Here is a 20998-nt window from a genome sequence, read left to right as displayed (position 1 = left end):
CTAATAATAATATGGCGGGGTAAGATTGCCGCGCTGTTACGCGGCAACCTTGCTGTCAACAGTAGGGCTCTATCTTTATTTGCACAAGGCGATGGCTTCTACTTCCACCAGCACATCTTTCGGCAAACGCGCCACTTCCACGCAAGCGCGGGCCGGGAAATCTTTGGTGAAATATTGGGCATATACGCCGTTAATAGCGGCAAAATCATTCATATTCTTGATAAACACGGTGGTTTTAACCACATCATCGGTAGTAAGACCTTCGCTGGCTAAGATGGCAGCCACATTTTCCAGGGATTGTTTCGCCTGGGCTTCCACATCGGTTGGAATGCTGCCATCCGCCGGATTAACCGGGAGCTGGCCGGAGACAAAGATCAAACCGTTGGCTTTAATAGCTTGGGAATATGGGCCGATGGCGGCCGGTGCTTTCTCAGTGTTAACAACTTTTTTCATGGTAAAATTACCTCCTTAAGATTTAGGTTATATAGTAGTTGTGTTGCGCAATTTATTTTTTGCGGCTGTAGGGGGTATCTGCCAGCGGCAGATCCGGGCGGAGTTTACCGTCCTTGCGGTAATAGGCGGCGGCAACTGCCGGAGCTGTCGGAATTGTGGTGATTTCCCCTACACCTTTGGAACCATAGGCTAATTCGGCTTCATTTTTGCCGATGATTATGTTCTCAATTTCCGGCACATTGCCGGCGCGGAACAGACCAAGTGTGCCATATTTGATCATCGGCACGCCGTCTTTGAGCGGGAAGTCTTCGGTCAGGGCATAGCCCAGTCCCATAACAACACCGCCTTCAATCTGGCCTTCAACGCCTGTCGGGTTAATGGGTTTGCCGACATCATGGGCGGCCACCACTTTCACCAGCTTGCCCTCGTCGTCCAAAATAACCACCTGACTGGCATAGCCGTAGGCTACGTGACTGACCGGATTGGGCTTATCTGAGCCCATGGGATCGGTAATGCCGGAAAATTCTCCATAAAACTCCCTGCCTTCCAGTTCTGCCAGGGTTGCTGTTGCCAGAGCTTCCTTGAAGAGCAGGGACGCTTGCCGTATGGCTTCACCGGTAAATACCGTCTGGCGGGAGGCGGTGGTGGTACCGGCATTGGGAGTCAAATACGTGTCTGGCATAATATAGGTAAACAGCTCGTCGTCCAGGCCGGTTGTCTCGCAGGCAATCTGGGTCATGACGGTAATCAGCCCCTGTCCGATACAGCTGGCGCCTGTCAGGATGACAGCTTTACCATTCTCGATTCTGATTTTAGCCCGGCCAATGTCCGGCAGGCCAACACCAATGCCGGCATTTTTCATGGCACAGGCAAGCCCGGCATACGGACTGGATTCAAAGACTTCTTTAACAGCCAGCAAAGTCTCTTTCAGCGCCGTGCTGTCGTCGGCAATCTGACCATTGGGAAGTACCTTGCCTGGTTCAATGGCGTTACGCCAGCGAATTTCCCACTGAGAAATCCCGACTTTTTCGGCCAGCATATTGATATTGCATTCCATGGCGAAGCAGGACTGGGTTACGCCAAAGCCGCGAAAAGCGCCGGCAGGCGGGTTGTTGGTATATACGCCCAAGCCGACAATGTCGACATTTTCGATTATGTACGGCCCGGCGGCATGGGTGCAGGCCCGCTGCAGCACAGGTCCGCCTAAGGAGGCGTAAGCACCGGTATCGGCAATAATCTCGGCTTTCATGGCGGTAAGTATGCCATTTTCGTCACAAGCTGTCGTGAAGGTCATTTCTGCGGCATGACGTTTGGGATGCACATTAATGCTTTCCTGTCTGCTTAAGGTATTTTTCACCGGTTTCTTGGTATGCCAGGCAAGCAGCGCCGCATGGTGCTGTACGGACAAATCCTCTTTGCCGCCAAAGCCGCCGCCGATCATCTTAGCCATGACCCGCACCTGACTGTCCCCGACACCCAGCAGGGAAACAATACCATGGTGATCGTCGTAAACATTCTGTCCGCCGGCATATACTGTCAGGGTGCCGTCGGCATTAGGCACAGCAACTGAGCTTTCCGGTTCCAGGAAGGCATGCTCGGTTGCCGGCGTGGTATACCGCTGGGTTACCACATATTTGGCTTTGGCAATAGCTTCATCGACATTGCCGCGTGTAAGCACGGTTTTGGCCAGCAGGTTGCCCTTGGCATGAATCTTGGGCGCATCCTCAGCCAGAGCCTCCCGCGGCGAAGTCAGCGGTTTCAGTTCTTCATAGTCCAGTTTGATCAGCTTAACAGCTTCCTGGGCTATTTTTTTGCTGGTGGCGGCCACAGCGGCCAGCGCATCACCAATATAGCGGGTTTCTTCGCCTTCGGCAATAAAGGCCGGCCAGTCGGGAATGATGTGGCCCTGTTCGCGGCGGCCGGGAATATCCTTTGCGGTAATGACGGCTTCCACGCCCGGCAAGGCTAGTGCCGCCGAAATATCGATTTTTTTAATTAATGCCCGGGCCCGGGGGGCGCGTAAGATGGCGGCGTGCAGCATACCGTCAAGATACATGTCGTCAATATACTCGGCAGTACCCAGCACTTTTTCCTTGGCATCCACCCGCAGCATTCTTTCGCCCACCCGGTAGGCGGTGCTGGCCGGCGGCTCAAAGCCTTCACGCAGGGCTTTGGCAGCCATCAACACCGCCTGTTCGATTTTTACATACCCGGTACAGCGGCACAGGTTGCTATGCAGCGCTTTTTTTACTTCAGCGCGGCTCGGGTCAGGCACTTTGTCCAGCAGCCCCTTGGCGCTGATGACCATTCCCGGAATGCAGAAACCGCATTGGACCGCACCGGCGGTCGCAAACGCCCAGCTATAGATATTTTTTTCCTTCTCCGACAAGCCCTCGACTGTCAGCAGGGTTTTGCCGTTGGTTTTAGCTGTGGTCAAAATACAGGCCCGCATGGCTTTTCCGTCGAGCAATACCATGCACGCGCCGCAGGCGCCTTCGCCACAGCCGTTTTTTACCGAAGTAAGCCGGGCGTAATCTCTGAGGTATTCCATTAGGTTTATATCCTGGTCAACGGTTGTTTCCTGGCCGTTAAGCCTAAAAGTATACATAAATTAATCCTCCCTTCTGATCGGGAAAGGTTTGCGGCTAAGATATTCTCCCAGCGCCTCTTGGCGGATGGTGCCGCCTTTTGCCACTTCGCGGCCTCGCAGAAATACATATTCGGCTCTGCCACGCTGCCGCCACCCTTCATAAGGGGTATAATCCACCCGCTGCGTCTGGGCAGCGGCGGTAATCACTGAGGACGCATCAGGATTCCAAACCACGATGTCGGCATCACTGCCGGGGGCAATGGTTCCTTTCCGGGGAAACAGGCCAAACAGTTTGGCAGCATTGGTCGAGGTAAGTGCGACCATTTGCTGCAGGGTGATTTTACCAGTCAATACGCCATAGGTGTAGATAAGCGCCAGCCGGTGTTCCACACCCGGGCCACCGTTGGGAATTTTGCTGAAATCCTGTCGTCCCAGCTCTTTTTGTCCCTGGTAGTTAAACGAGCAGTGGTCGGTGGCCAGACAATCAAAGAATCCGGCAGATAATCCGTTCCATAGTGCAGCCTGGTCGGTAAGTGTACGCAGCGGCGGCGACATAACATATTTGGCAGCCTCAAAACCGTCGGCGGCATAACAGGACTCATCTAACAGCAGATACTGCGGACAAGTCTCGGTATACACGGCGATGCCCCGGGATTTGGCTCTGATAACAGCTTCTAATGCTCCCTTACAAGTAAGGTGAACAATAAATACCGGTGCGCCGGCCATTTCAGCCAGGGCAATAACCCGGTTAGTGGCTTCCGCTTCGGCGATTGCCGGTCTTGTCAGGGCATGATAGCGGGGAGAAGTATTACCGGCTTCGATGGCTTCTTGCACCAGCATGTCGATAGCATCACCGTTTTCGCAGTGAAACCCCACCAGCGCCCCGATTTCGCGGCTGCGCCGTAAAGCCTGGAAGACAGTTTTGTCATCAACCTTTAAGCTCTTATAGGCCAGATACATTTTGAATGAGGTCACACCGGCAGCAACCATTTGCGACATTTCGTCGGCAACAGCAGGATTGTAGTCGGTAATGCCCATGTGAAATCCATAGTCGGCATAACAATTCCCGTCAGCTTTTGCATGCCACTCGGCAAGTGCGGCGTGCAGTGTTCCGCCCCGCGCTTGGGCAGCATAATCGATTATTGTCGTTGTACCACCGGCGATGGCTGCTTGCGTACCGCTGGCAAAGTCGTCGGCGGTCCTGGTGCTGCCGACATCCAAATCGAAATGAGTATGCGGGTCAATACCACCTGGCAGCAGATAACAGCCAGCTGCGTCGATCACGGTATCACCGGACCGGGCAAGGCCTTGACCGACGGTACTGACCGTGCTGCCTTCAATCCGGATATCGGCCAGGTACTCACTATCGGCGGTAATGACTGTTCCGCCCCTGAGCACAATTCCCATATCTACTTACTCCCCTTTCCCGTAATTAGCTATGGTCATTGCTGAATTCCGTTTCCGAGTCAACAGGCTCAGCATCAGCAGTTTTGGTACCAAGTTCATTAAAGAAGAGGTTGAGCGCGATGGCGGCAATGCTGCCGGCCGTAATGCCGCTGTGCAGAATTAACTGGGCAAATTGCGGCAGTTTATGATAGAAAGTCGGAGCAGCCAACGGGATAAGACCGACTCCCAAACTAATGGCTACAATCATGGCATTGTGATTGCCTTCAAACTTAACTTTCGCCAGGGTACGGATACCGCTGGTGGCTACCATACCAAACATGGCAATACCCGCACCGCCAAGCACCGGATTAGGGATGGCGGCAACTATGGCGGCCGCTTTAGGGAACAGGCCAAGTGCGGCTAAGATGATGCCGGCAGCGGCTACGACATAGCGGCTTCTGATACCTGTCAGGGCCAAAAGGCCTACGTTTTGAGCAAAAGCCGAATGCGGGAAAGTGTTCATGATGCCGCCAAGCAAGGTGGAAAACGAGTCGGCGCGCAAACCGCGGGTCAAATCATCGCGCGTGACCGGTTTGTCGACAATCTCGCCCACGGCAATAATGTCGCCGGTGGTCTCGGTCATGATGACCAGGAACGCCAGGGTCATGGCAACAATGGCGGTTATATCAAAGATCGGCATACCAAAGGCAAGCGGGGTAACAAGCTGGAACCAGGAGGCTGTTGAAACCTGCGCAAAGTTGGTCATGCCGAGCGGAATGGCGATAATTGTGCCGATTACCAGCCCCAGAAGCACGGCAATATTGCTCCAGAAGCCTTTGAGCATACGGTACAGGATAATAACAATGGCCAGCACGGTAAAGGCCAGGCCAATATTGGGCAAATCGCCAAAGGTAGGTGCGGCGGCATTGCCGCCACCGGCCCAGCGCACGGCAACCGGCAGCAGTGAAACACCAATCAGGGTAATGATGGTGCCTGTTACCACCCGGGGGAAAAAGCGGATGAGCCGGCTAAAAAAGGGACTTATCAGATAACCGATCAAACCGGCGGCAATCGTGCCGCCAAAAATTCCCGGCAAACCGTGGGTTTGCCCCACCAGAATCATCGGTGCGACAGCGGCAAAGGATACGCCCTGCATAATCGGGCTTTTAATCCCCATATTGAGAAAGCCCAGCGCCTGGATCAGAGTAGCAATCCCACCCACCAGCAAGTCGCATTGAATGAGATAAATTACTTGTTCACGCGGCAGGTTTAATGCATTGGCGATAATAAGCGGTACTGCGACAGCACCGGCGTACATGGCCATAACATGCTGCAATCCATAAGTAAACAACTGGCCTTTTGGCAGCATTTCATCAACTGGAGCTACTTTATTTTCCATATTTACACCTCATTTTAAATATTCGCAATTTTAATGCGCCGCATTTACTTGCGAAGTACTTTCCCTGCCAGCACTTTATGGTATTGCCCGTTCTCAATCACTTGCTTGCCGTTGATGAGAACATGCTCAATGCCTACCGGATACTGGACAGGATCTATATATGTGCCCTGATCGTTTACTGTTTCCGGATTAAATACGACAATATCGGCGTAATAGTCCGCCACCAGGCGGCCCCGGCCGGTAAAGCCAAAAACCTCTGCGGGCTTTGCGGTCATTTTGTGGATAGCCGCTTCTAACGGCAACGCCTGTTCCTCGCGTACATATTTGCCTAAAACCCGCGGGAAAGAGCCAAACACGCGGGGATGGGGCTTGCCGGCCAGCAGGCCGTCTGTGCAGACATTTTGTTCAGGACGGGTCAGGAAACGGATGACATGTTCTTCCTTACCATAAAAATCTACCATGCCCACAGCATTTTCTTCCTGATATAAGAGGTCAAAAGTAGCCTGATATGGATCTTTACCACGGATTTTGCCAATCTCAACCAGATTTTTTCCTACAAGGTCCTGATTGGCAGCGGTTTTGACACTGGTAACAAAAATCTGATCAAGGCCGGCAAAATCAACAAAATTATCCCAGCCGGGTATTCCGTGTTCCATATCATAAATCATTTTTTGTCTGAGCTCAGCGTCCTGCAAGCGTTCCAATAATTTGTCAGTGCCGCCGTCATGCACCCAGGGCGGTAAAATAACGCCCAGCATGGTGCTGCCTGCCACATACGGATACTGGTCGAACGATACCCGGATGCCTTCGGCCTGTGCCTGCTCCAGAAGTTCAATGACCTGGTCAATATACTGCCAGTTCTTTTTGCCGCACACTTTAAAATGAGAGAAATGAATTTTTACGCCTGACTGGCGGCCCACCTCAATAACCTCTTCCATCGAAGTAAGGATGGTGTCGGCTTCGCTGCGCTGATGAACCACAAACACACCGTCATACTCGGCCACCACTTTGCACATTTCAATAATTTCCTGAGTCTCGGAATAGGCGCAAGGCATATAGATAAGACCGGTTGATAAGCCATAGGCTCCTGCTTCCATTTCCCGTCTGGTGATAGCGCACATTGTTTTGACTTCTTCGGCGTTGGGCTGACAGTTGCCAAGACCGATGGCCTCCATGCGGATATTGCCATGGGGCACCAAATAGCTTTGGTTTAGACCAACCCCCTGGCGCTCCATGAGTGCCAGATAGCCTGCTGTGGTTTCATAGGTCCAGTCGATGTCGTCACTGTCACCGTCAAGTCCGGCCAGGTTCTTGCGCCAGGGACTGATATACTCTTCAGGCAACGGCGCCATAGATATGCCATCCTGCCCCAGCACCTCGGTGGTGACACCCTGGCGGATTTTAGGTTCAACATAAGGGTCCACCAGCACTTTTAAGTCTGAGTGGCTGTGGGTATCAATAAAACCGGGGGCAACTACCAAACCGGCAGCATCAATCACTTTGTCGCCCGGCTGCTCCGGGATTTGACCGATGGCGGTAATTTTTTCACCCTCAATGGCTACGCTGGCGGCAAAGGCTTTTGCGCCTGTGCCGTCAACGACCATACCGTTTTTTATAAGTATTCGCATGTTTTCACCTACTCTGGCTTTAATACTGATTTCATGATGCCATAAAAGCCTTCGGCCCCTTTAACCAGCTGTTCAATTTCAATATACTCGTCAATAGTGTGGGCCAGATTCTCTCTGGACGGACCGAAACCAATGGTTTTTATCCCTCTTTCGCCAGCATAGTGGCTGCCGTTAGTGCAGAAGGAATACTGAGTGATTTCAGGGTTAATGCCGGCCTCTTTCAATCCTTTGTAGGCAGCTTGAACAAATTCGTCTTGCTCGTCATACAACCAGCCGGGGAAGAAACGTTCGCCTTCGATAATTTCTCCGGTATGGCATTTCTCTACACCCACGGCATAGGAAACTTTGGCTTTAAACTCAGGGTCTTCCTGCTCCATCTTGGCAATGAGCTCTTGAATGGGGGCAATGACAGATTCTCTGGTCTCACCAACCAGCAGGCGACGGTCATAGGTAGCGCGGCAGTGGTCAGGTACAACCGAAGCGCCAGGGTATGGGCTGGATTTGATATCAGTCAGTTCGAGGATACCTTTGCCCAGAACCGGCATGGAAGTAGTCTCAAGCCCGCGGATACGTTCAATGAGTCCGGCCATTTTATATACGGCGTTGATGCCTTTGTCGGGATTGGCTGAATGGGCAGGTTTACCGAAGGTTTCCACCACAATTTCGGCCCGGCCGCGCTGCCCCCGTTTGAGGTTAAGCTCAGAGGCTTCGCCAATAACCACATAATCAGGATTTACATTTTTGCTGATCAAGCGGGCGGAAACACCTTCAAATATTTCTTCGTGAACGACGCCTGCCACATAGATATCACCGGCAAAATTGCGTTTGGTGTCCTGGGCAAAGAAGGCAGCGGCGGCAATCATGGCACTGACAGACCCCTTCATATCGGACGCGCCCCGGCCATAGATCCGGCCATCGGCAATCTCACCGGCAAAGGGAGCATGCTGCCATTTGGAGTCATCAGGAACAGGTACGGTGTCGATATGACCGTCAAACAAGATTTTTTTACCAGGCTTGCTGCCTTTAATATGGCCGATTACATTGCCGTAGTCATCGACAGTCCAATCATCGAAACCCAGCTCTTTAAACGCGTTTTCGATACTGTTTACTACTTTATCTTCTTCGCCTGAGTAACTTTGCTGACGGATTAATTCCTGGCATAAAGCCACCAGGGCGTTTTCTCTTGCTTTGGTCATCATGATTATCACTCCATTCTTAATATGTAACGGCTCCCTAAAAGCTTGGATACTCGCCATCCCAAACAATGCTGCGATATTTGTCCGGGTCGGTGTCCCCCTCGGTGCTAATCAAGAGAACTTGCGATTTTTCGTTAAGACCAAGTTTGGCCTTGGCTTCCGCCAGGCAGGGGCAAAGCAGCAGCTGGGCCAACAGGCCTGCCGGTACTGCACCTGATTCGCCGGAGATTATTTTATCGTCGCCGGCAAGCGGATTGCCTAGCAAACGCATGCCTTTAGCGGCTACCCAGTCAGGACAGGAGAAGAACATATGGCTGTAATCCCTGAGTATTTCCCAACTGATGGTGTTAGGTTCCCCACAAGCCAGACCGGCCATAATTGTCGGCATATCGCCGGTTACCGCATGCGGTTTGCCGTCATTAGCCAGCACGGATTTATACAAACAATCGGCCAGGTCGGGTTCGACAATAACAGTGGTTGGATAATCTGCGCCATATTTTTCGGCAAAATATCCCTGTACGGCGCCTGCCAGTGAACCTACGCCGGCTTGAGAAAATACATGGGTAGGTTGCGCAACCCCATATTCGGCCAGCTGCTCATCTGCTTCCGCGGCCATGGTGCCATACCCCTGCATAATCCAGGCAGGAATTTCTTCATAGCCGTCCCAGGCGGTGTCTTGTACTACCACCCAGCCGTATTTTTCGGCATTTTCAGCAGCCAAACGCACGGCATCATCATAGTTGCCTTCAATAATAGACGCCTCCGCACCTTCGGCCCGGATGTTTTCCAGACGGGTAAGCGAGGAGCCTTTGGGCATAAACACCACTGATTTTTGCTTGAGCCGGTTGGCAGTCCAGGCCACACCCCGGCCATGATTGCCGTCGGTGGCGGTAACAAAAGTAATTTCTCCCAACTGAGCCCGCACGGCATCAGAAGTCAGGGTGGCATAATCCAGGTCGGCGATATCCTTACCCAAACGCTGTGCCAGGTACTTAGCCATCGCGAAGGAGCCCCCCAGTACTTTAAACGCATTTAGGCCGAACCGGTAAGATTCGTCTTTAACATAAACACCGGCTACCCCCAGGTATTTAGCCAAATTGCTCAGATTGCGGAGCGGAGTACGGCTGTATTCGGGAAAGCTCTGATGAAATTTTTTGACCTTCTCAATTTCCTGCTGACTTAGAAAATGGGTGGAAGCCTTGCCTCCCAGCCTGGTATTAGCTGCCCATTTAATTTTAGTTTCCATGTCTGTAAATTACACCTCTTTCACATGCTTCTGGCTAACATTAATTGCAAATTTTATGCCAATTCTTCCTGTTGTTAGCATGATTAGATTGGATTTTTTTTATCCATCATAATTAACACAATAAATTCCCCGCTGTTTAAGCCTGTTGGCACCCTGCAGGCACCTGGAAAATATCCCATACTTTTACCGCAATGACACAGTAAATTAGCCTTTGCCATCTTCTTTTCCTGGCACAACAGCGAACAAACCATTATCAAAATGATAAAAAATATCATTTTGATAATGGTTTGTTCTGTCGTTTTCCGTCATTTTTATCATATTGATAAAAAATTCAGATTATGTTATATCTTCTAGTTTACGGTACAAAGTGGCAATACCGATACCTAACTGTTTGGCTGCCAATTGTTTGCCCTGGGTGGTTGGGCCATACACCTTAACGGCCCGCAAAATATGTTCACGCTCTATTTCCCGCAATGGGCGGATAGAAGGGCTGGCATCCACGGCCACCGGTTCGGCCAGCTCCATCACATTCTTAGGCAAGGTATCTTTTGTCAGCAGGCCTGATTCATCAGCCATGTTAATCATAAACTCTATGGTATTTTCCATTTCCCGCACATTGCCCGGCCAGGAGTACTGCATTAATATAGCCAAGGCCTCCGGGGTAATCTTCTTAATCGCTTTGTTAAACAACCCGCTATACTTTTCAATCATGCTGTTCACTATGGCAGGAATGTCCTCAAGCCGGTTCCTCAGCGGCGGCGCTTCGATCGGAATAACATTCAGGCGGTAATACAAGTCCTCGCGGAATTTATTTTCTCTGATCAAAGCCTTAAGATTTCGATTGGTGGCGGCAATTACCCGCACATCCAGTTCAATCACCTGGTTGGAACCAATCCTTACCAGCTTGCGCTCCTGCAGCACCCTGAGAAGCTTAATCTGCAAATATAGCGGCATATCGCCGACTTCATCAAGAAAAATAATCCCTTTGTTGGCCAGCTCAAATTTCCCGATTTTACCACGCGGGTCGGCGCCGGTAAAGGCGCCCTTCACATAGCCAAACAGCTCGCTTTCCAAGAGTGTGTCCGGAATTGCGCCACAGTTTATAGCAATAAACGGCTTGTCATGCCGGCTGCTTTCCGCATGAATTGCCCGGGCAATCAACTCCTTGCCTGTGCCGCTTTCGCCGGTAATAAGCACAGTAGAGTTAGAGTCGGCAATTTTAAGAATTTTGTCTTTGACTTGGCAAATAGCCTCCGACGAACCGACAATATTCTGCAGACTTACATGGGGACCTACATTCGTAAGGCCATAAATGCCTGACTTAAATTTTTTCATTTCGTTGAAGATAAAAATTCTTTCAAAGGGAGCCAAGGCCGGTTCCAGCAGCAGCATTTCACCCATGAGTTTAAAGGTTCTGTCGCCAACAGTAACCTTATATTCCTCAACCCCTAACAAAGAGTCGCCGGTGGCTTCAATACCGATGGCCTGCTGCATCGTATCCGGCCTGAGCAGCAGCTGTTTAACGGCAGTGCTGTTGCTGTGGGCTATCCGGCCGTGAGAATCCAACACCAGCACCCCTTTGTCCACCCCGTCGACAACCTGGCTCAGGAGCTGCATCATGGCCTGGTAACGTTCGTTTTCCCGCTGCACATACACCTTGGCACTAATGAATTCAGCAATTTGGAGCAAAAACTGGCGGTAAGTCTCAAAGTCTCCCAGCAGATTTTGTTTTTGTTCCGGGGTGGAGCAAATCAGACCGATAACCCCGATAATTTCGCTGCCTAGTTTGATCGGGGTGCACATTTCCATTTCTTCACTGCAACAGCCATGTTTGGGGCATAACACGCAGAGCGGATGCTCTCCCGGCGTTTGAATAACCTGCGGCTCACCGGTCGCCAGCACCTGCTTGTACACCAAACCTTCTGCCGACATATCTTCGTTGATACGGTCCTGATAGATCCCGGTACCGGCAATCCGTACCAAACAGTTGTCAACAATCTCTACATCGACCTTAATAACCTGGGAAATGATCTGGGCATATTGCCGTACAGTATCCTGGATTTCCTGCAATTCCGACTGTTTCATCCGGCCAGCCTCCCCTGTCCTGCGCCAAGACGCCTTAGTAATGTCTGTCGTTCTCGTAATACCTGCTTTCCTCTAAAACTACAAAAAAAGTCTCCACCTGCGGGCTGCCGGCGCGCTGTGCCTGCCGGCAAATAGCCTGCGCCACCTGATCCTGCACTGCCTGCCCCCGGTCAAACCAGTTCACCTGCACAAACGGAGTAATCGGCTGTTCCTGGCCGTCCTGGATAAAAACACTCTGTACGGCCTCGATAGTAAAATATTCACGCGGACAGCCGATAATCTGCGTCAACTCGTCAACCAGCGGCTTGCTTAGCTGTTTAATTGTTTCGATATTCATGCCTTTGATAATCAGTTGCGGCATAGTGGTTTCCTCCTTGATCGTTTTACTATTAGCTTAGTACCCGGACTTTATTTTTGTCAAGATCACAGGTTTTGGCGGGATAAAAACTTAACTGGATAATCAGCCATAAAATGCTTAGATTGTTCTCAAACAGTTTCGCAGACAATAATAAAAATCCTATCAAATCCTTGCAATGAAAGGAGCATGTTATGAAGCACACCAGCCGCAGAAAAAGTGCCAAGCGAAAATACAAACGCTTACTTGCCGCGCTTACCGGCGCCGCTATTGTAAGCTCGGCTTTGCTGCCAGGCCTCCCCATAACCACGGCCTATGCTGCCGAAAACCCCCAGGTTGCCGCACCTGCCCCCACGGTTGAGGAAAGCAAAACTCCCGCCCCTGTTAAGGAACAGCCGAATAAGGAACGCCCCAACAAAGAACAGCCTGATAAGCAGCAGCCAAATAAGGAACAGCCCAATAAGAAAGGCGATAAAGACCGCGACCGTGACCGCCCCACCGAGCAGCACAAGGGTTCCGGCTCACCGGTGGCAGTGGTTAAAGCAGCCGCCGCAACCTATGGGTTTGATGCCCGGCGTGATAACTTTACCCTGCAGTCCAGCACTTCAACCGAAGCAGTCGTTCTCGTGCACACCACCAGCGGCAAAACCTTCAAGGTCCTGTTAAGCAAAACCAGGGACCAATGGAGGATTACCAGCGTTAAAACCATAGTCAGCGGCGGTATCCATTCCAGTGATCCGGTGGAGGTGGTAAGAGACAATGCCGGCATCTTTGGCTTTGACAAAGTCAAAGACCGTTTCAGCTTATTATCGGTAGCCGGCAACAAGGCGGTTGTCCAGGTAAAAACCAGCGGCCAAACCTTCAAAGTTGATTTGGAACGCAGCGGTGCCAGGTGGGTGATTACTACCATCCGCGGCATCGGCAACAGCCAGTATCCTGCCACCTATCGTCCGGCCAGCCTGTTCGGTTACCGGACCTCAGTCACGGCCGTGCCGGTGGTGCCGGTCGGCGAGCGGATCTTGTACCTTAACAGCAATTATACCGATTGGAGCTGGCGGGAAAGCGGCTACCCGGCCAATATGAAGCTGGGAGTTCTGCTGGCAAAGCCTGATCCGGCCAATCCGCTCGGCATCCCTGATGCAATTATCGAAAAAGCCGCCGACATTGATTTTGGCCGGCAGCTGGTGCTGTACGCCCATATCGGCTCGGTAGCCGACCAAGGCTATGGCATTGCCATCGAAAGGGTTGTGCAGACAGGCAACGACCTGACTGTCAGTGTCAGAACCAAGAGCCCGTCAGATAACCGGATGTGGTTCCCCTCTGTCACCAACAAAATGATTCCCCTTGACCGGTTATCCCTGAACTTCAACAAGCCCATCCAAATCAAATTCATCGACCAAAACGGAACTGTGCTGAACAACTATACCTTGCATACAAGGTAACAGCCCTGGTTTTCCCGGCTAACCCAACAATACCTTGCGGTCATGGCCATATTGAAACTCGAGTTTCCTAATGACCGCCGTCATATCATCGGCATTCACAATTTGCTGCCACATGCGCTGCAGCAAATGGAGAGTCTTGTCCAGCCCGTAAATATAAAAAGGCTTTTTAAAGACAAAGCTCACCAGAAAATTCTCAAGCAACCCGGCTCCGGGCGCCGTCACAGACGGCGTCCGGGCAACAGCCAGCCTGTCCAAATAATCATAATTGCTGCGGAATAAGGTTGTCAGCGCTCTCCCGATGGTCTCATCCTGGGCTAAGCCATTTACCGCATTAACGGTATCGGCAAGAAAGTCTAACCGCTCACTGAGCGGCAACCCCCGGTATTGCAGGATATCAATAAAATGGGTTTCCAGTTCAAAGTAATAATGCAGCGGCTTCCTGGCCGGCTGCTGAACAGGGTACACCGCAACCGCATAGCTGTCATCGGCTACTGCGGTTGGCTGTTTCTCCGCTTTGACAATGCTCAGCGCCGCCTCCCGGTCAGCCAGTTTCAGAACCGCCGGGCAGCTGAAGCTGAGCGTCAGTTCAATCCCCCGCGCCGTGCTCATGGGGTAGCGGGGAAAGGTCTGGCAGACAGCGTCAAGCTGGCTGTGACCGGCCTCACGATGCAGCCGGCACCGGTTGCCGGTATCCAAAAACCAGCAACCGCCGCCGGCCTGTTTGGCGATATAGGCATATTCACCATACCCTGCCGGCTCCTGCAGCCTGATAAACGCCTGATCAAATTCGGCCTGGCGCCCGGTGCCAGCAAACAGCGCTTCATTTCGCCGGTAGCTGGTTTCACTCAGGGTAACCTGCCACTGATTGCGGCAGCAGGCGCCACACATTTGACAGGAAAATTGCGCTACTATATCGGTGTAAATAAACACTCTTCTCACTATCCCTGTATACAGTTTACACTATTCAAAGAAAACCTTACGGAAAAGGGCTATTACCAAAACAATCCAGCCGATGGCGGCTATGGCTAGGATGCCAATAATATAGGGCATCCGTCTGCCCCATTTTTCACTTTGCCGCCTGCTTTCCGCCAATACCGGCGCAGGCAGCAGCCTGGTCAAATACAGCAGCGCACCGGTAGCCAGGGCAGCATCATCGGCAATGCCCAGCAAAGGCAAATAATCGGGCAGCAGATCAATCGGGCTAAGCAAATAGATAACCAGCGCCGCCAATATGCCTTTAAGATAATTAGGAGTCAGGGGATGCCGCCAGGCATAGTATAAGATCATGCCATTATCCCGCAAAAGCTTCAGCCAGACTCCAAACTGAAACAGGCGTGCTCCCTTATTCACACTATCACCAACCTAACAGCAAAATTCCCGCAATCCACCGGCCTTGCTTAAAACCAGTTCTCACTGCCCTGACACCGGCTTGCCGGCCCGCTTACAGGAAATCAGCATCCCGGCGACAGCCAGGCCGGCACCGACAAACAGCGCCGCCTGATATCCGTCCATAAAAGCGGCCGCCTGCTGCGCCGGTGTTGGCTGGCTAAGCCCGCTCAGGCTGACCATACGCTGATGCTCCAAAATAGCTACCGCCAAAGCGGTGCCACAGACCATGCCAAAATTGCGCGCCAGGGCATTGATGCCGCCGGCCACCCCCAACTGCCGGGGCTCGACAGCACTCATCACACTATTATTATTAGGAGACTGAAACAAACCGTTACCCAAGCCCATAAGTGCCTGGGAAGCTAAAATCAACCACAAACCCGAACCAGCCTGCAGATTTGCCGTAATCACCAACCCCGCTGCCAGCACTCCCAGGCCCGAGGTGGTTAACGCCACCGGGCCGACCTTGTCTGACAACATACCGCTGAGCGGTGCAACCACCGCCATAACCAAAGGAAAGGCCGACATAATAAGGCCAATCTTGCCCGGCGAAAAAGCCATTATATCATGCAGAAAATACGGGACCAGCAAACTGCTGCTGAACATGGCCATGAAGGAGAGCAGTCCTGCCAAATTGCCTGTGGAAAAATCCCGGTTCTTAAATATCGATAATTCCAGCATTGGCTGCGCTACACGCTTTTCATACCGGATAAACAGCACAAACAGGACCAGGGAAAACAGGATACAGCCAAGTGTCATCAGCGAAAGCCAACCCCACTCGGTGCCATTATTCAGGGCCAGCAGCAAGCTGGCCATGCCTGCCGCAAACAGGGCGGCACCTAAATAATCGATCGTCTCCTGCCGCCGCTCCCGGTCAACAGGCAAAATCAGCCGTGCTCCGGCATAACCGAGCACACCTACGGGAATATTGACAAAGAATATAGCATGCCAGTCAAAAGCTTCCACCAGCAGGCCGCCTAAGCCCGGTCCGCACAGGCTGCCCAACGCCACGATAGTGCCAATCATTCCCAGCACCTTTCCCCGTTCGTTGGGCGGAAAAAAACTGGTGACAATGGCCATGGCATTAGCCATTAACACAGAGGCACCAATGGCCTGCAGCACGCGAAAGGCGGTCAGCATCCCAATGGAACTGGCTGTCCCGCATAATAATGAGGCTGCCGTAAAGCCGGCAAAACCATAGCCAAACAGTTTACTGCGCCCCAGTACATCACCCAGCCGTCCCATCAGCGGCAAGAGGCTGGTAATCACCAGCAAATACGCAGTTACCACCCACTGGGCTGTGGCAATATTGCTATGTAACGCGGTGGTAATGGGCGGCAAAGCCACATTAACAATCGATGCAGTCAGGGTGGACATGAACGTTCCGGTGCCAACAACACCAAAAATCAGCCATTTATAATAGCTATAACCTTGCAGCCTTTCTTGCACGCGGCTACTCCTCTCATTATCGGTATACAGACCTGTTAAATTACCAGACATGACAAAACCACTTGCTAAATAGTATACCATCGTCCTATACTATTTTAGCAGACCTGAAACACAATGTTAAGGTACTGAAGAAGCGAACGCGAGGTAAACAGCCATGAGCAATCATCCTGATTTTCTCCATGAACAACAGCATTTATCCGAAACCATCAAAAACATGCAGCAGATTATTAAAGATCTGGAAAACGATATGGACAACCGGGTGCACCAAATTAACAAGTCACTGTCCACCAAAGATGAAGTCAGCGCCTATGTCCACTCCCTCATGAAGAGCGACCATGCACGTAAAGCTGCCGATATCGCCCAGGCACTGGACTGTCCCTATTTTGGCCGGGTGGATTTCCGGGAAGACGGGGCCGGGACTTTTGATCAGTATTACATCGGCCGGACAAAAGTGGCTAAACTGGATATTGAAAGTGTCCGGGATATCCTGGTGTTCGACTGGCGCGATCCGGTATCCACTATTTTCTACGAAGCCCAGGACGGACGCGCCAGCTATGAAGTACTGGGCCGCTACACCTACACCGGTGATGTCAGCCTCAAACGCCAGTATAAGATTGAAGACCGGCAGCTTATCTCCATGTCGGAGGACAACATTTTAAGCAAAATCATGTCCCGGCAGCAAGAATCGCTGATTGCCGACCCGTTTCTGCTTGAACGGCTATTGCAGGGTGCCGGCGACCGCCTGAAAGATATTGTTACCTCCATCCGGTCAGAACAAAACCAGATTATCCGCGAACCGCTAAATCAAGTCACTATCATTCAGGGGGTAGCCGGCTCAGGCAAAACCACCATCGGCCTGCACCGCTTGTCCTACCTGCTGTACAATGAAAAGCTCAACCCGGCAAAACTGGTCATTGTGGCTCCCAATAAAATCTTTTTAGACTATATTTCCGACCTGCTGCCTGAAATTGATGCCCAGGATGTCAACCAGACAACGTTTTCCGACATGGCGGCCGCCATTATGCAGCTTGCTCCGGTTATCAGCCAGACAGCGCCGGCTAACAAAGAGCTTGCCGCCGCAGCCAGGTGGAAAGGCACACCTGAGTTTATCAAGGTAATGGACATATTTTTGGAAAAACGGTTAGAAAAATTTTGCCTAAAACTGAAAGAACTGAGCCTGTTTGACAATCAACTGACCATTACCAGGGAACAACAGCTGGAAAAAGTTCTGGAAGGCGCCTCTGTTCCCTATAACGAACGGCTGCAATCCCTGCAAAAATATATCCGCTTCCGGCTAAAAAACTTTGTGGAAGTCTATGAAGCACGCTATAAACGGGGCGAAGCACACGCCGACGAAAAAACGGCAGCCCGTTATGCTGCCGAAAGTGAAGCATTTGATAAAAAGCATTTTACCAAATGGCCGTTTCTGGAATTATTACCGGCTTATGCCGGACTTATGCAGGACAAAGCCGCCTGGCGCAAGGTAAAACCGCCTGGCATTAACGTCGATGTACTGACAGTTCACACCCTGGCAAGCCTTGAGTCCGGCCAGGTCGACCGCGACGATCTGGCACCGCTATGTTATCTCAAATACCTGCTGGACGGCTTCAACCATGTGGAAAGGTTTGACCATATTGCCATTGACGAAGGCCAGGACATCAACCTGTTGGAATACCTCATCCTCCTCAAGCTTTCCCGCAATACCTCCTTTACCATCATGGGCGATATGTCCCAGGCCATCCATACCGACCGGGGACTTACCAGCTGGCAGTCACTTTTAAAAGAGGTATTTGCCGAAGCCAAATGCCGTTACTATGAAGTCAATTTCAGCTATCGTTCAGCCAAAGAAATTGTCGAGTTGTTCAACAAGGTCGTGCCTGCCGACCGGTCTAAGGCCATTCCGGTCTATGAGATCGGCCGGCAGCCGGTTATTGAAGAGGCCCCCACCGCCCTGACCGCCTTGCAGCGAACCATCCAGACCATTGAAGAATTTCAAAGCCTGGGCTGTAAATCTATCGGCATCCTTACCAAAGGAGAAGCCGACAGCCACAAACTCTATGAGGGGCTGCAAGCCACCGCTGCCCAGCTTGCCAATCTCCACCTGATTACCAGCAGCGAGTTGAGTTACCATGGCGGCATCACCGTCGCCCCCATACTGCTGGCTAAGGGACTGGAGTTTGACGGTGTTATTATCTGGAATGCTTCTGACAGGAAATTCACTGCCGATTATCAGGATGCCAAGCTGCTCTATGTCGCCATGTCCCGGGCCATGTATTACCTGCACATTTTCCATCAGGGAAGGCTTACTCCCTTGCTGAAAGGCTAAATTATACCCATGACCGGATCGCGTAAGAAAATTAAAAAAACTTAACATTTTGCTTGCTCTCAGCCATTTTTTATGCTATTCTATAAAAAACTTAACATGGGAACACGTGATGATAGGGAAAGTAGCAAAACTGTCTTACCCACCAGAGAGCCGGCTAGGGTGAAAACCGGCGGAAGACAATTTTGGGAAAGCCACCCTTGAGCTGTGGGCTGAAACTTAGTAAGCTTTACCGTGCCTGGCGTTAACAGGATCAAGTGAGCCGTATGGCTAATTTAGGTGGTACCGCGGGAACAATAATCTCGTCCTTTTCAAGGACGGGATTTTTTTATTTCACAAATTATAAATTAGGAGGATTTACTGTGAGAGAATTATTGGAGCTTTTAGAAAAAGACTGTGCCCAGCCGGTGGAACAATTATCAGCCATCCTCAACCGTTCAAAAGAAGAGGTAGCTTCACAAATTAAACAGCTGGAAGAAGAAAAAATCATTGTCAAGTACCATCCCATCATCAATTGGGAAAAAGCCGGTGTCGACAAAGTAACCGCCATGATTGAGGTTAAAATCACTCCCCAGCGGGAAGTGGGCTTTAACGCCATTGCCGAGCGCATCTACCGGTTTCCCGAGGTTACCAGCCTGTATCTCATGTCCGGCGGCTATGACCTCAGTGTAATGGTAGAAGGAAAATCACTGAAAGAAGTCGCCAAGTTTGTAGCCACCAAATTATCCACCATTGACGGTGTTCTCAGCACCGCCACCCACTTTATGCTCAAACCTTACAAATATGCCGGTGTTATTATTGATGACCGTGAAGAAGACCATCGATTGGTGGTGTCACCATGAACTGGGATGAACGAATCTCACCTACCGTTAAAGCCATCCCGCCCTCAGGCATCAGACGGTTCTTTGACATTGCCGCCGAAATGAAAGGCGTCGTTTCCCTGGGTGTCGGCGAGCCTGACTTTGTCACTCCCTGGCATATCAGAGAGAGCTGCGTCCACGGCCTGCACAAAGGATATACCGCTTACACCTCCAACTATGGCCTGTTGGAGCTTAGAGAAGAAATTACCCGAACTATATATGATACCTATAAGGTTAGCTATGACCCCCGCAAAGAAGCGCTGGTTACTGTCGGCGTCAGCGAAGCGCTCGATTTGGCCATTCGGGCCATCCTCAGCCCGGGGGACGAAGTCCTCATCCCTGAACCCTGTTATGTTTCCTACAAGGCTTGTGTCCTGCTGGCCGGCGGCACCCCTGTGCCTGTACCGACAAGCATGGAGCATGAATTCCGCGTTACCGTAGAACAGCTGGAAAAGCTGGTTTCCCCCCGCACCAAAGCCCTCCTGATCGGTTATCCCAACAACCCGACAGGAGCCATTATGCCCAAACAGGAACTGAGTGCCATTGCCCAATTTGCTAAAAAGCATGACCTGATTGTTATTTCAGACGAAATCTATGCCGACCTGACCTATGAGGGAACCCATACCTGTTTTGCCGGTTTGCCTGATATGCGTGACCGCACAATTCTGTTAAACGGCTTTTCCAAAGCCTATGCCATGACCGGCTGGCGTATCGGCTATGCGCTGTCCAATCCTGATTTTATTGCCGCCATGAACAAAATCCACCAATACACCATGCTCTGCGCCCCCATCACTGCCCAGCTTGCCGCCGTCGAAGCTCTCCGGAACGGCAAAGTCAATATGGAAAAAATGGTGGCCGAATACAACTGCCGCCGTCAACTGATGGTCGACGGTCTGCGCAGCCTGGGGCTAAGCTGCTTTGAACCCAAAGGCGCCTTCTATATCTTTCCTTCCATCAAAGAAACCGGCTTAGGCTCACTACAATTTGCCGAAGAGCTCCTAAAAGCGGAAAAGGTTGCCGTAGTCCCCGGCGATGCCTTTGGCGAAAGCGGTGAAGGCTTTGTCCGCTGCTCCTATGCTTCCTCCATCAATAACCTTACCACAGCCTTGGAACGAATCGGCCGGTTTGTGAAACAACGGCTGTAGTACTACTGAGGCAGAGTACGAATTTTTAACGGAATACCGCCCGGCTTTTCTCCTG

Annotated in this window: 16 protein-coding genes and 1 other annotated feature; of the genes, 4 read left to right on the top strand and 12 right to left on the bottom strand. The window is 51.4% G+C overall.

Features of this window, described 5'->3' with window-relative positions:
- Positions 1-75: 75 nt before the first annotated feature.
- The 9 genes from GT1_RS05065 to GT1_RS05025 form a co-directional block, all read right to left on the bottom strand.
- Positions 76-453 carry a RidA family protein gene (locus GT1_RS05065; RefSeq protein WP_188397807.1) on the bottom strand — a complete coding sequence of 126 codons (378 nt, stop codon included), beginning with the start codon at positions 451-453 and terminating at the stop codon, positions 76-78.
- A 52-nt stretch (positions 454-505) separates the two neighbouring features.
- Complete coding sequence (gene xdh, locus GT1_RS05060; protein ID WP_188397806.1) at positions 506-3061, bottom strand: selenium-dependent xanthine dehydrogenase; 2556 nt, start codon at positions 3059-3061, stop codon at positions 506-508.
- A gap of 3 nt (positions 3062-3064) precedes the next feature.
- The gene (gene hydA, locus GT1_RS05055) at positions 3065-4450 is read right to left on the bottom strand and encodes a dihydropyrimidinase (RefSeq protein WP_188397805.1); all 1386 of its coding nucleotides are present in this window, start codon (positions 4448-4450) and stop codon (positions 3065-3067) included.
- Positions 4451-4475: 25 nt separating this feature from the next.
- Positions 4476-5828, bottom strand: a complete 1353-nt coding sequence (locus tag GT1_RS05050) for a nucleobase:cation symporter-2 family protein (protein ID WP_188397804.1) — start codon at positions 5826-5828, stop codon at positions 4476-4478.
- Positions 5829-5872: 44 nt separating this feature from the next.
- On the bottom strand, positions 5873-7456 hold the full coding sequence (locus GT1_RS05045; protein WP_188397803.1) for an amidohydrolase family protein: 1584 nt from the start codon (positions 7454-7456) through the stop codon (positions 5873-5875).
- Between the two features lie 8 nt (positions 7457-7464).
- Positions 7465-8655: a YgeY family selenium metabolism-linked hydrolase gene (locus GT1_RS05040; RefSeq protein ID WP_188397802.1), complete on the bottom strand. Its 1191-nt coding sequence runs from the start codon at positions 8653-8655 to the stop codon at positions 7465-7467.
- A gap of 34 nt (positions 8656-8689) precedes the next feature.
- Positions 8690-9898 carry a diaminopropionate ammonia-lyase gene (gene dpaL, locus GT1_RS05035; RefSeq protein WP_075756965.1) on the bottom strand — a complete coding sequence of 403 codons (1209 nt, stop codon included), beginning with the start codon at positions 9896-9898 and terminating at the stop codon, positions 8690-8692.
- A gap of 336 nt (positions 9899-10234) precedes the next feature.
- On the bottom strand, positions 10235-11983 hold the full coding sequence (locus GT1_RS05030) for a sigma 54-interacting transcriptional regulator (RefSeq protein WP_188397801.1): 1749 nt from the start codon (positions 11981-11983) through the stop codon (positions 10235-10237).
- A 34-nt stretch (positions 11984-12017) separates the two neighbouring features.
- Complete coding sequence (locus tag GT1_RS05025; protein ID WP_075756963.1) at positions 12018-12344, bottom strand: DUF1904 family protein; 327 nt, start codon at positions 12342-12344, stop codon at positions 12018-12020.
- 188 nt (positions 12345-12532) lie between these two features.
- Between GT1_RS05025 and GT1_RS05020 the strand changes: the two genes are divergently transcribed.
- The gene (locus GT1_RS05020) at positions 12533-13780 is read left to right on the top strand and encodes a hypothetical protein (protein WP_188397800.1); all 1248 of its coding nucleotides are present in this window, start codon (positions 12533-12535) and stop codon (positions 13778-13780) included.
- An 18-nt stretch (positions 13781-13798) separates the two neighbouring features.
- Here GT1_RS05020 and fliB read toward each other — a convergent pair whose 3' ends face one another.
- From fliB to GT1_RS05005, 3 genes are read right to left on the bottom strand one after another with little or no spacing between them, the layout of a single operon-like run.
- Positions 13799-14710: a flagellin lysine-N-methylase gene (gene fliB / locus GT1_RS05015; RefSeq protein WP_188397799.1), complete on the bottom strand. Its 912-nt coding sequence runs from the start codon at positions 14708-14710 to the stop codon at positions 13799-13801.
- Positions 14711-14740: 30 nt separating this feature from the next.
- The gene (locus GT1_RS05010; protein WP_223226060.1) at positions 14741-15130 is read right to left on the bottom strand and encodes a YkvA family protein; all 390 of its coding nucleotides are present in this window, start codon (positions 15128-15130) and stop codon (positions 14741-14743) included.
- A 60-nt stretch (positions 15131-15190) separates the two neighbouring features.
- A complete protein-coding gene (locus GT1_RS05005) occupies positions 15191-16615 on the bottom strand; it encodes an MFS transporter (RefSeq protein ID WP_188397798.1) in 1425 nt (474 codons plus the stop codon).
- A gap of 154 nt (positions 16616-16769) precedes the next feature.
- Between GT1_RS05005 and GT1_RS05000 the strand changes: the two genes are divergently transcribed.
- The 3 genes from GT1_RS05000 (at position 16770) to GT1_RS04990 (ending at position 20943) form a co-directional block, all read left to right on the top strand.
- The gene (locus GT1_RS05000; protein ID WP_188397797.1) at positions 16770-18941 is read left to right on the top strand and encodes a UvrD-helicase domain-containing protein; all 2172 of its coding nucleotides are present in this window, start codon (positions 16770-16772) and stop codon (positions 18939-18941) included.
- A 100-nt stretch (positions 18942-19041) separates the two neighbouring features.
- Positions 19042-19251, top strand: a binding site (T-box leader).
- Positions 19252-19300: 49 nt separating this feature from the next.
- Complete coding sequence (locus tag GT1_RS04995; protein WP_188397796.1) at positions 19301-19780, top strand: Lrp/AsnC family transcriptional regulator; 480 nt, start codon at positions 19301-19303, stop codon at positions 19778-19780.
- Positions 19777-20943 carry an aminotransferase class I/II-fold pyridoxal phosphate-dependent enzyme gene (locus GT1_RS04990; RefSeq protein ID WP_188397795.1) on the top strand — a complete coding sequence of 389 codons (1167 nt, stop codon included), beginning with the start codon at positions 19777-19779 and terminating at the stop codon, positions 20941-20943. Before GT1_RS04995 ends, GT1_RS04990 begins: the two co-directional genes overlap by 4 nt.
- The last annotated feature ends 55 nt before the right edge of the window (positions 20944-20998 follow it).

The sequence above is a fragment of the Sporomusa sp. GT1 genome (genome assembly GCF_014634905.1).
In the GTDB taxonomy this organism is placed as follows: domain Bacteria; phylum Bacillota; class Negativicutes; order Sporomusales; family Sporomusaceae; genus Sporomusa; species Sporomusa sphaeroides.
The sequence above is the reverse complement of the archived record's forward strand: the minus strand, read 5'-3'. Positions and strand labels throughout refer to the sequence as shown.

Coding starts and splice junctions, on each gene's coding strand:
- GT1_RS05050 (WP_188397804.1), bottom strand. CDS start 5,828: ATGGAAAATAAAGTAGCTCCAGTTGATGAAATGCTGCCAAAAGGCCAG.
- GT1_RS05045 (WP_188397803.1), bottom strand. CDS start 7,456: ATGCGAATACTTATAAAAAACGGTATGGTCGTTGACGGCACAGGCGCA.
- hydA (WP_188397805.1), bottom strand. CDS start 4,450: ATGGGAATTGTGCTCAGGGGCGGAACAGTCATTACCGCCGATAGTGAG.
- GT1_RS05020 (WP_188397800.1), top strand. CDS start 12,533: ATGAAGCACACCAGCCGCAGAAAAAGTGCCAAGCGAAAATACAAACGC.
- xdh (WP_188397806.1), bottom strand. CDS start 3,061: ATGTATACTTTTAGGCTTAACGGCCAGGAAACAACCGTTGACCAGGAT.
- GT1_RS04990 (WP_188397795.1), top strand. CDS start 19,777: ATGAACTGGGATGAACGAATCTCACCTACCGTTAAAGCCATCCCGCCC.
- GT1_RS05000 (WP_188397797.1), top strand. CDS start 16,770: ATGAGCAATCATCCTGATTTTCTCCATGAACAACAGCATTTATCCGAA.
- GT1_RS05025 (WP_075756963.1), bottom strand. CDS start 12,344: ATGCCGCAACTGATTATCAAAGGCATGAATATCGAAACAATTAAACAG.
- GT1_RS05065 (WP_188397807.1), bottom strand. CDS start 453: ATGAAAAAAGTTGTTAACACTGAGAAAGCACCGGCCGCCATCGGCCCA.
- GT1_RS05040 (WP_188397802.1), bottom strand. CDS start 8,655: ATGATGACCAAAGCAAGAGAAAACGCCCTGGTGGCTTTATGCCAGGAA.
- GT1_RS05030 (WP_188397801.1), bottom strand. CDS start 11,983: ATGAAACAGTCGGAATTGCAGGAAATCCAGGATACTGTACGGCAATAT.
- dpaL (WP_075756965.1), bottom strand. CDS start 9,898: ATGGAAACTAAAATTAAATGGGCAGCTAATACCAGGCTGGGAGGCAAG.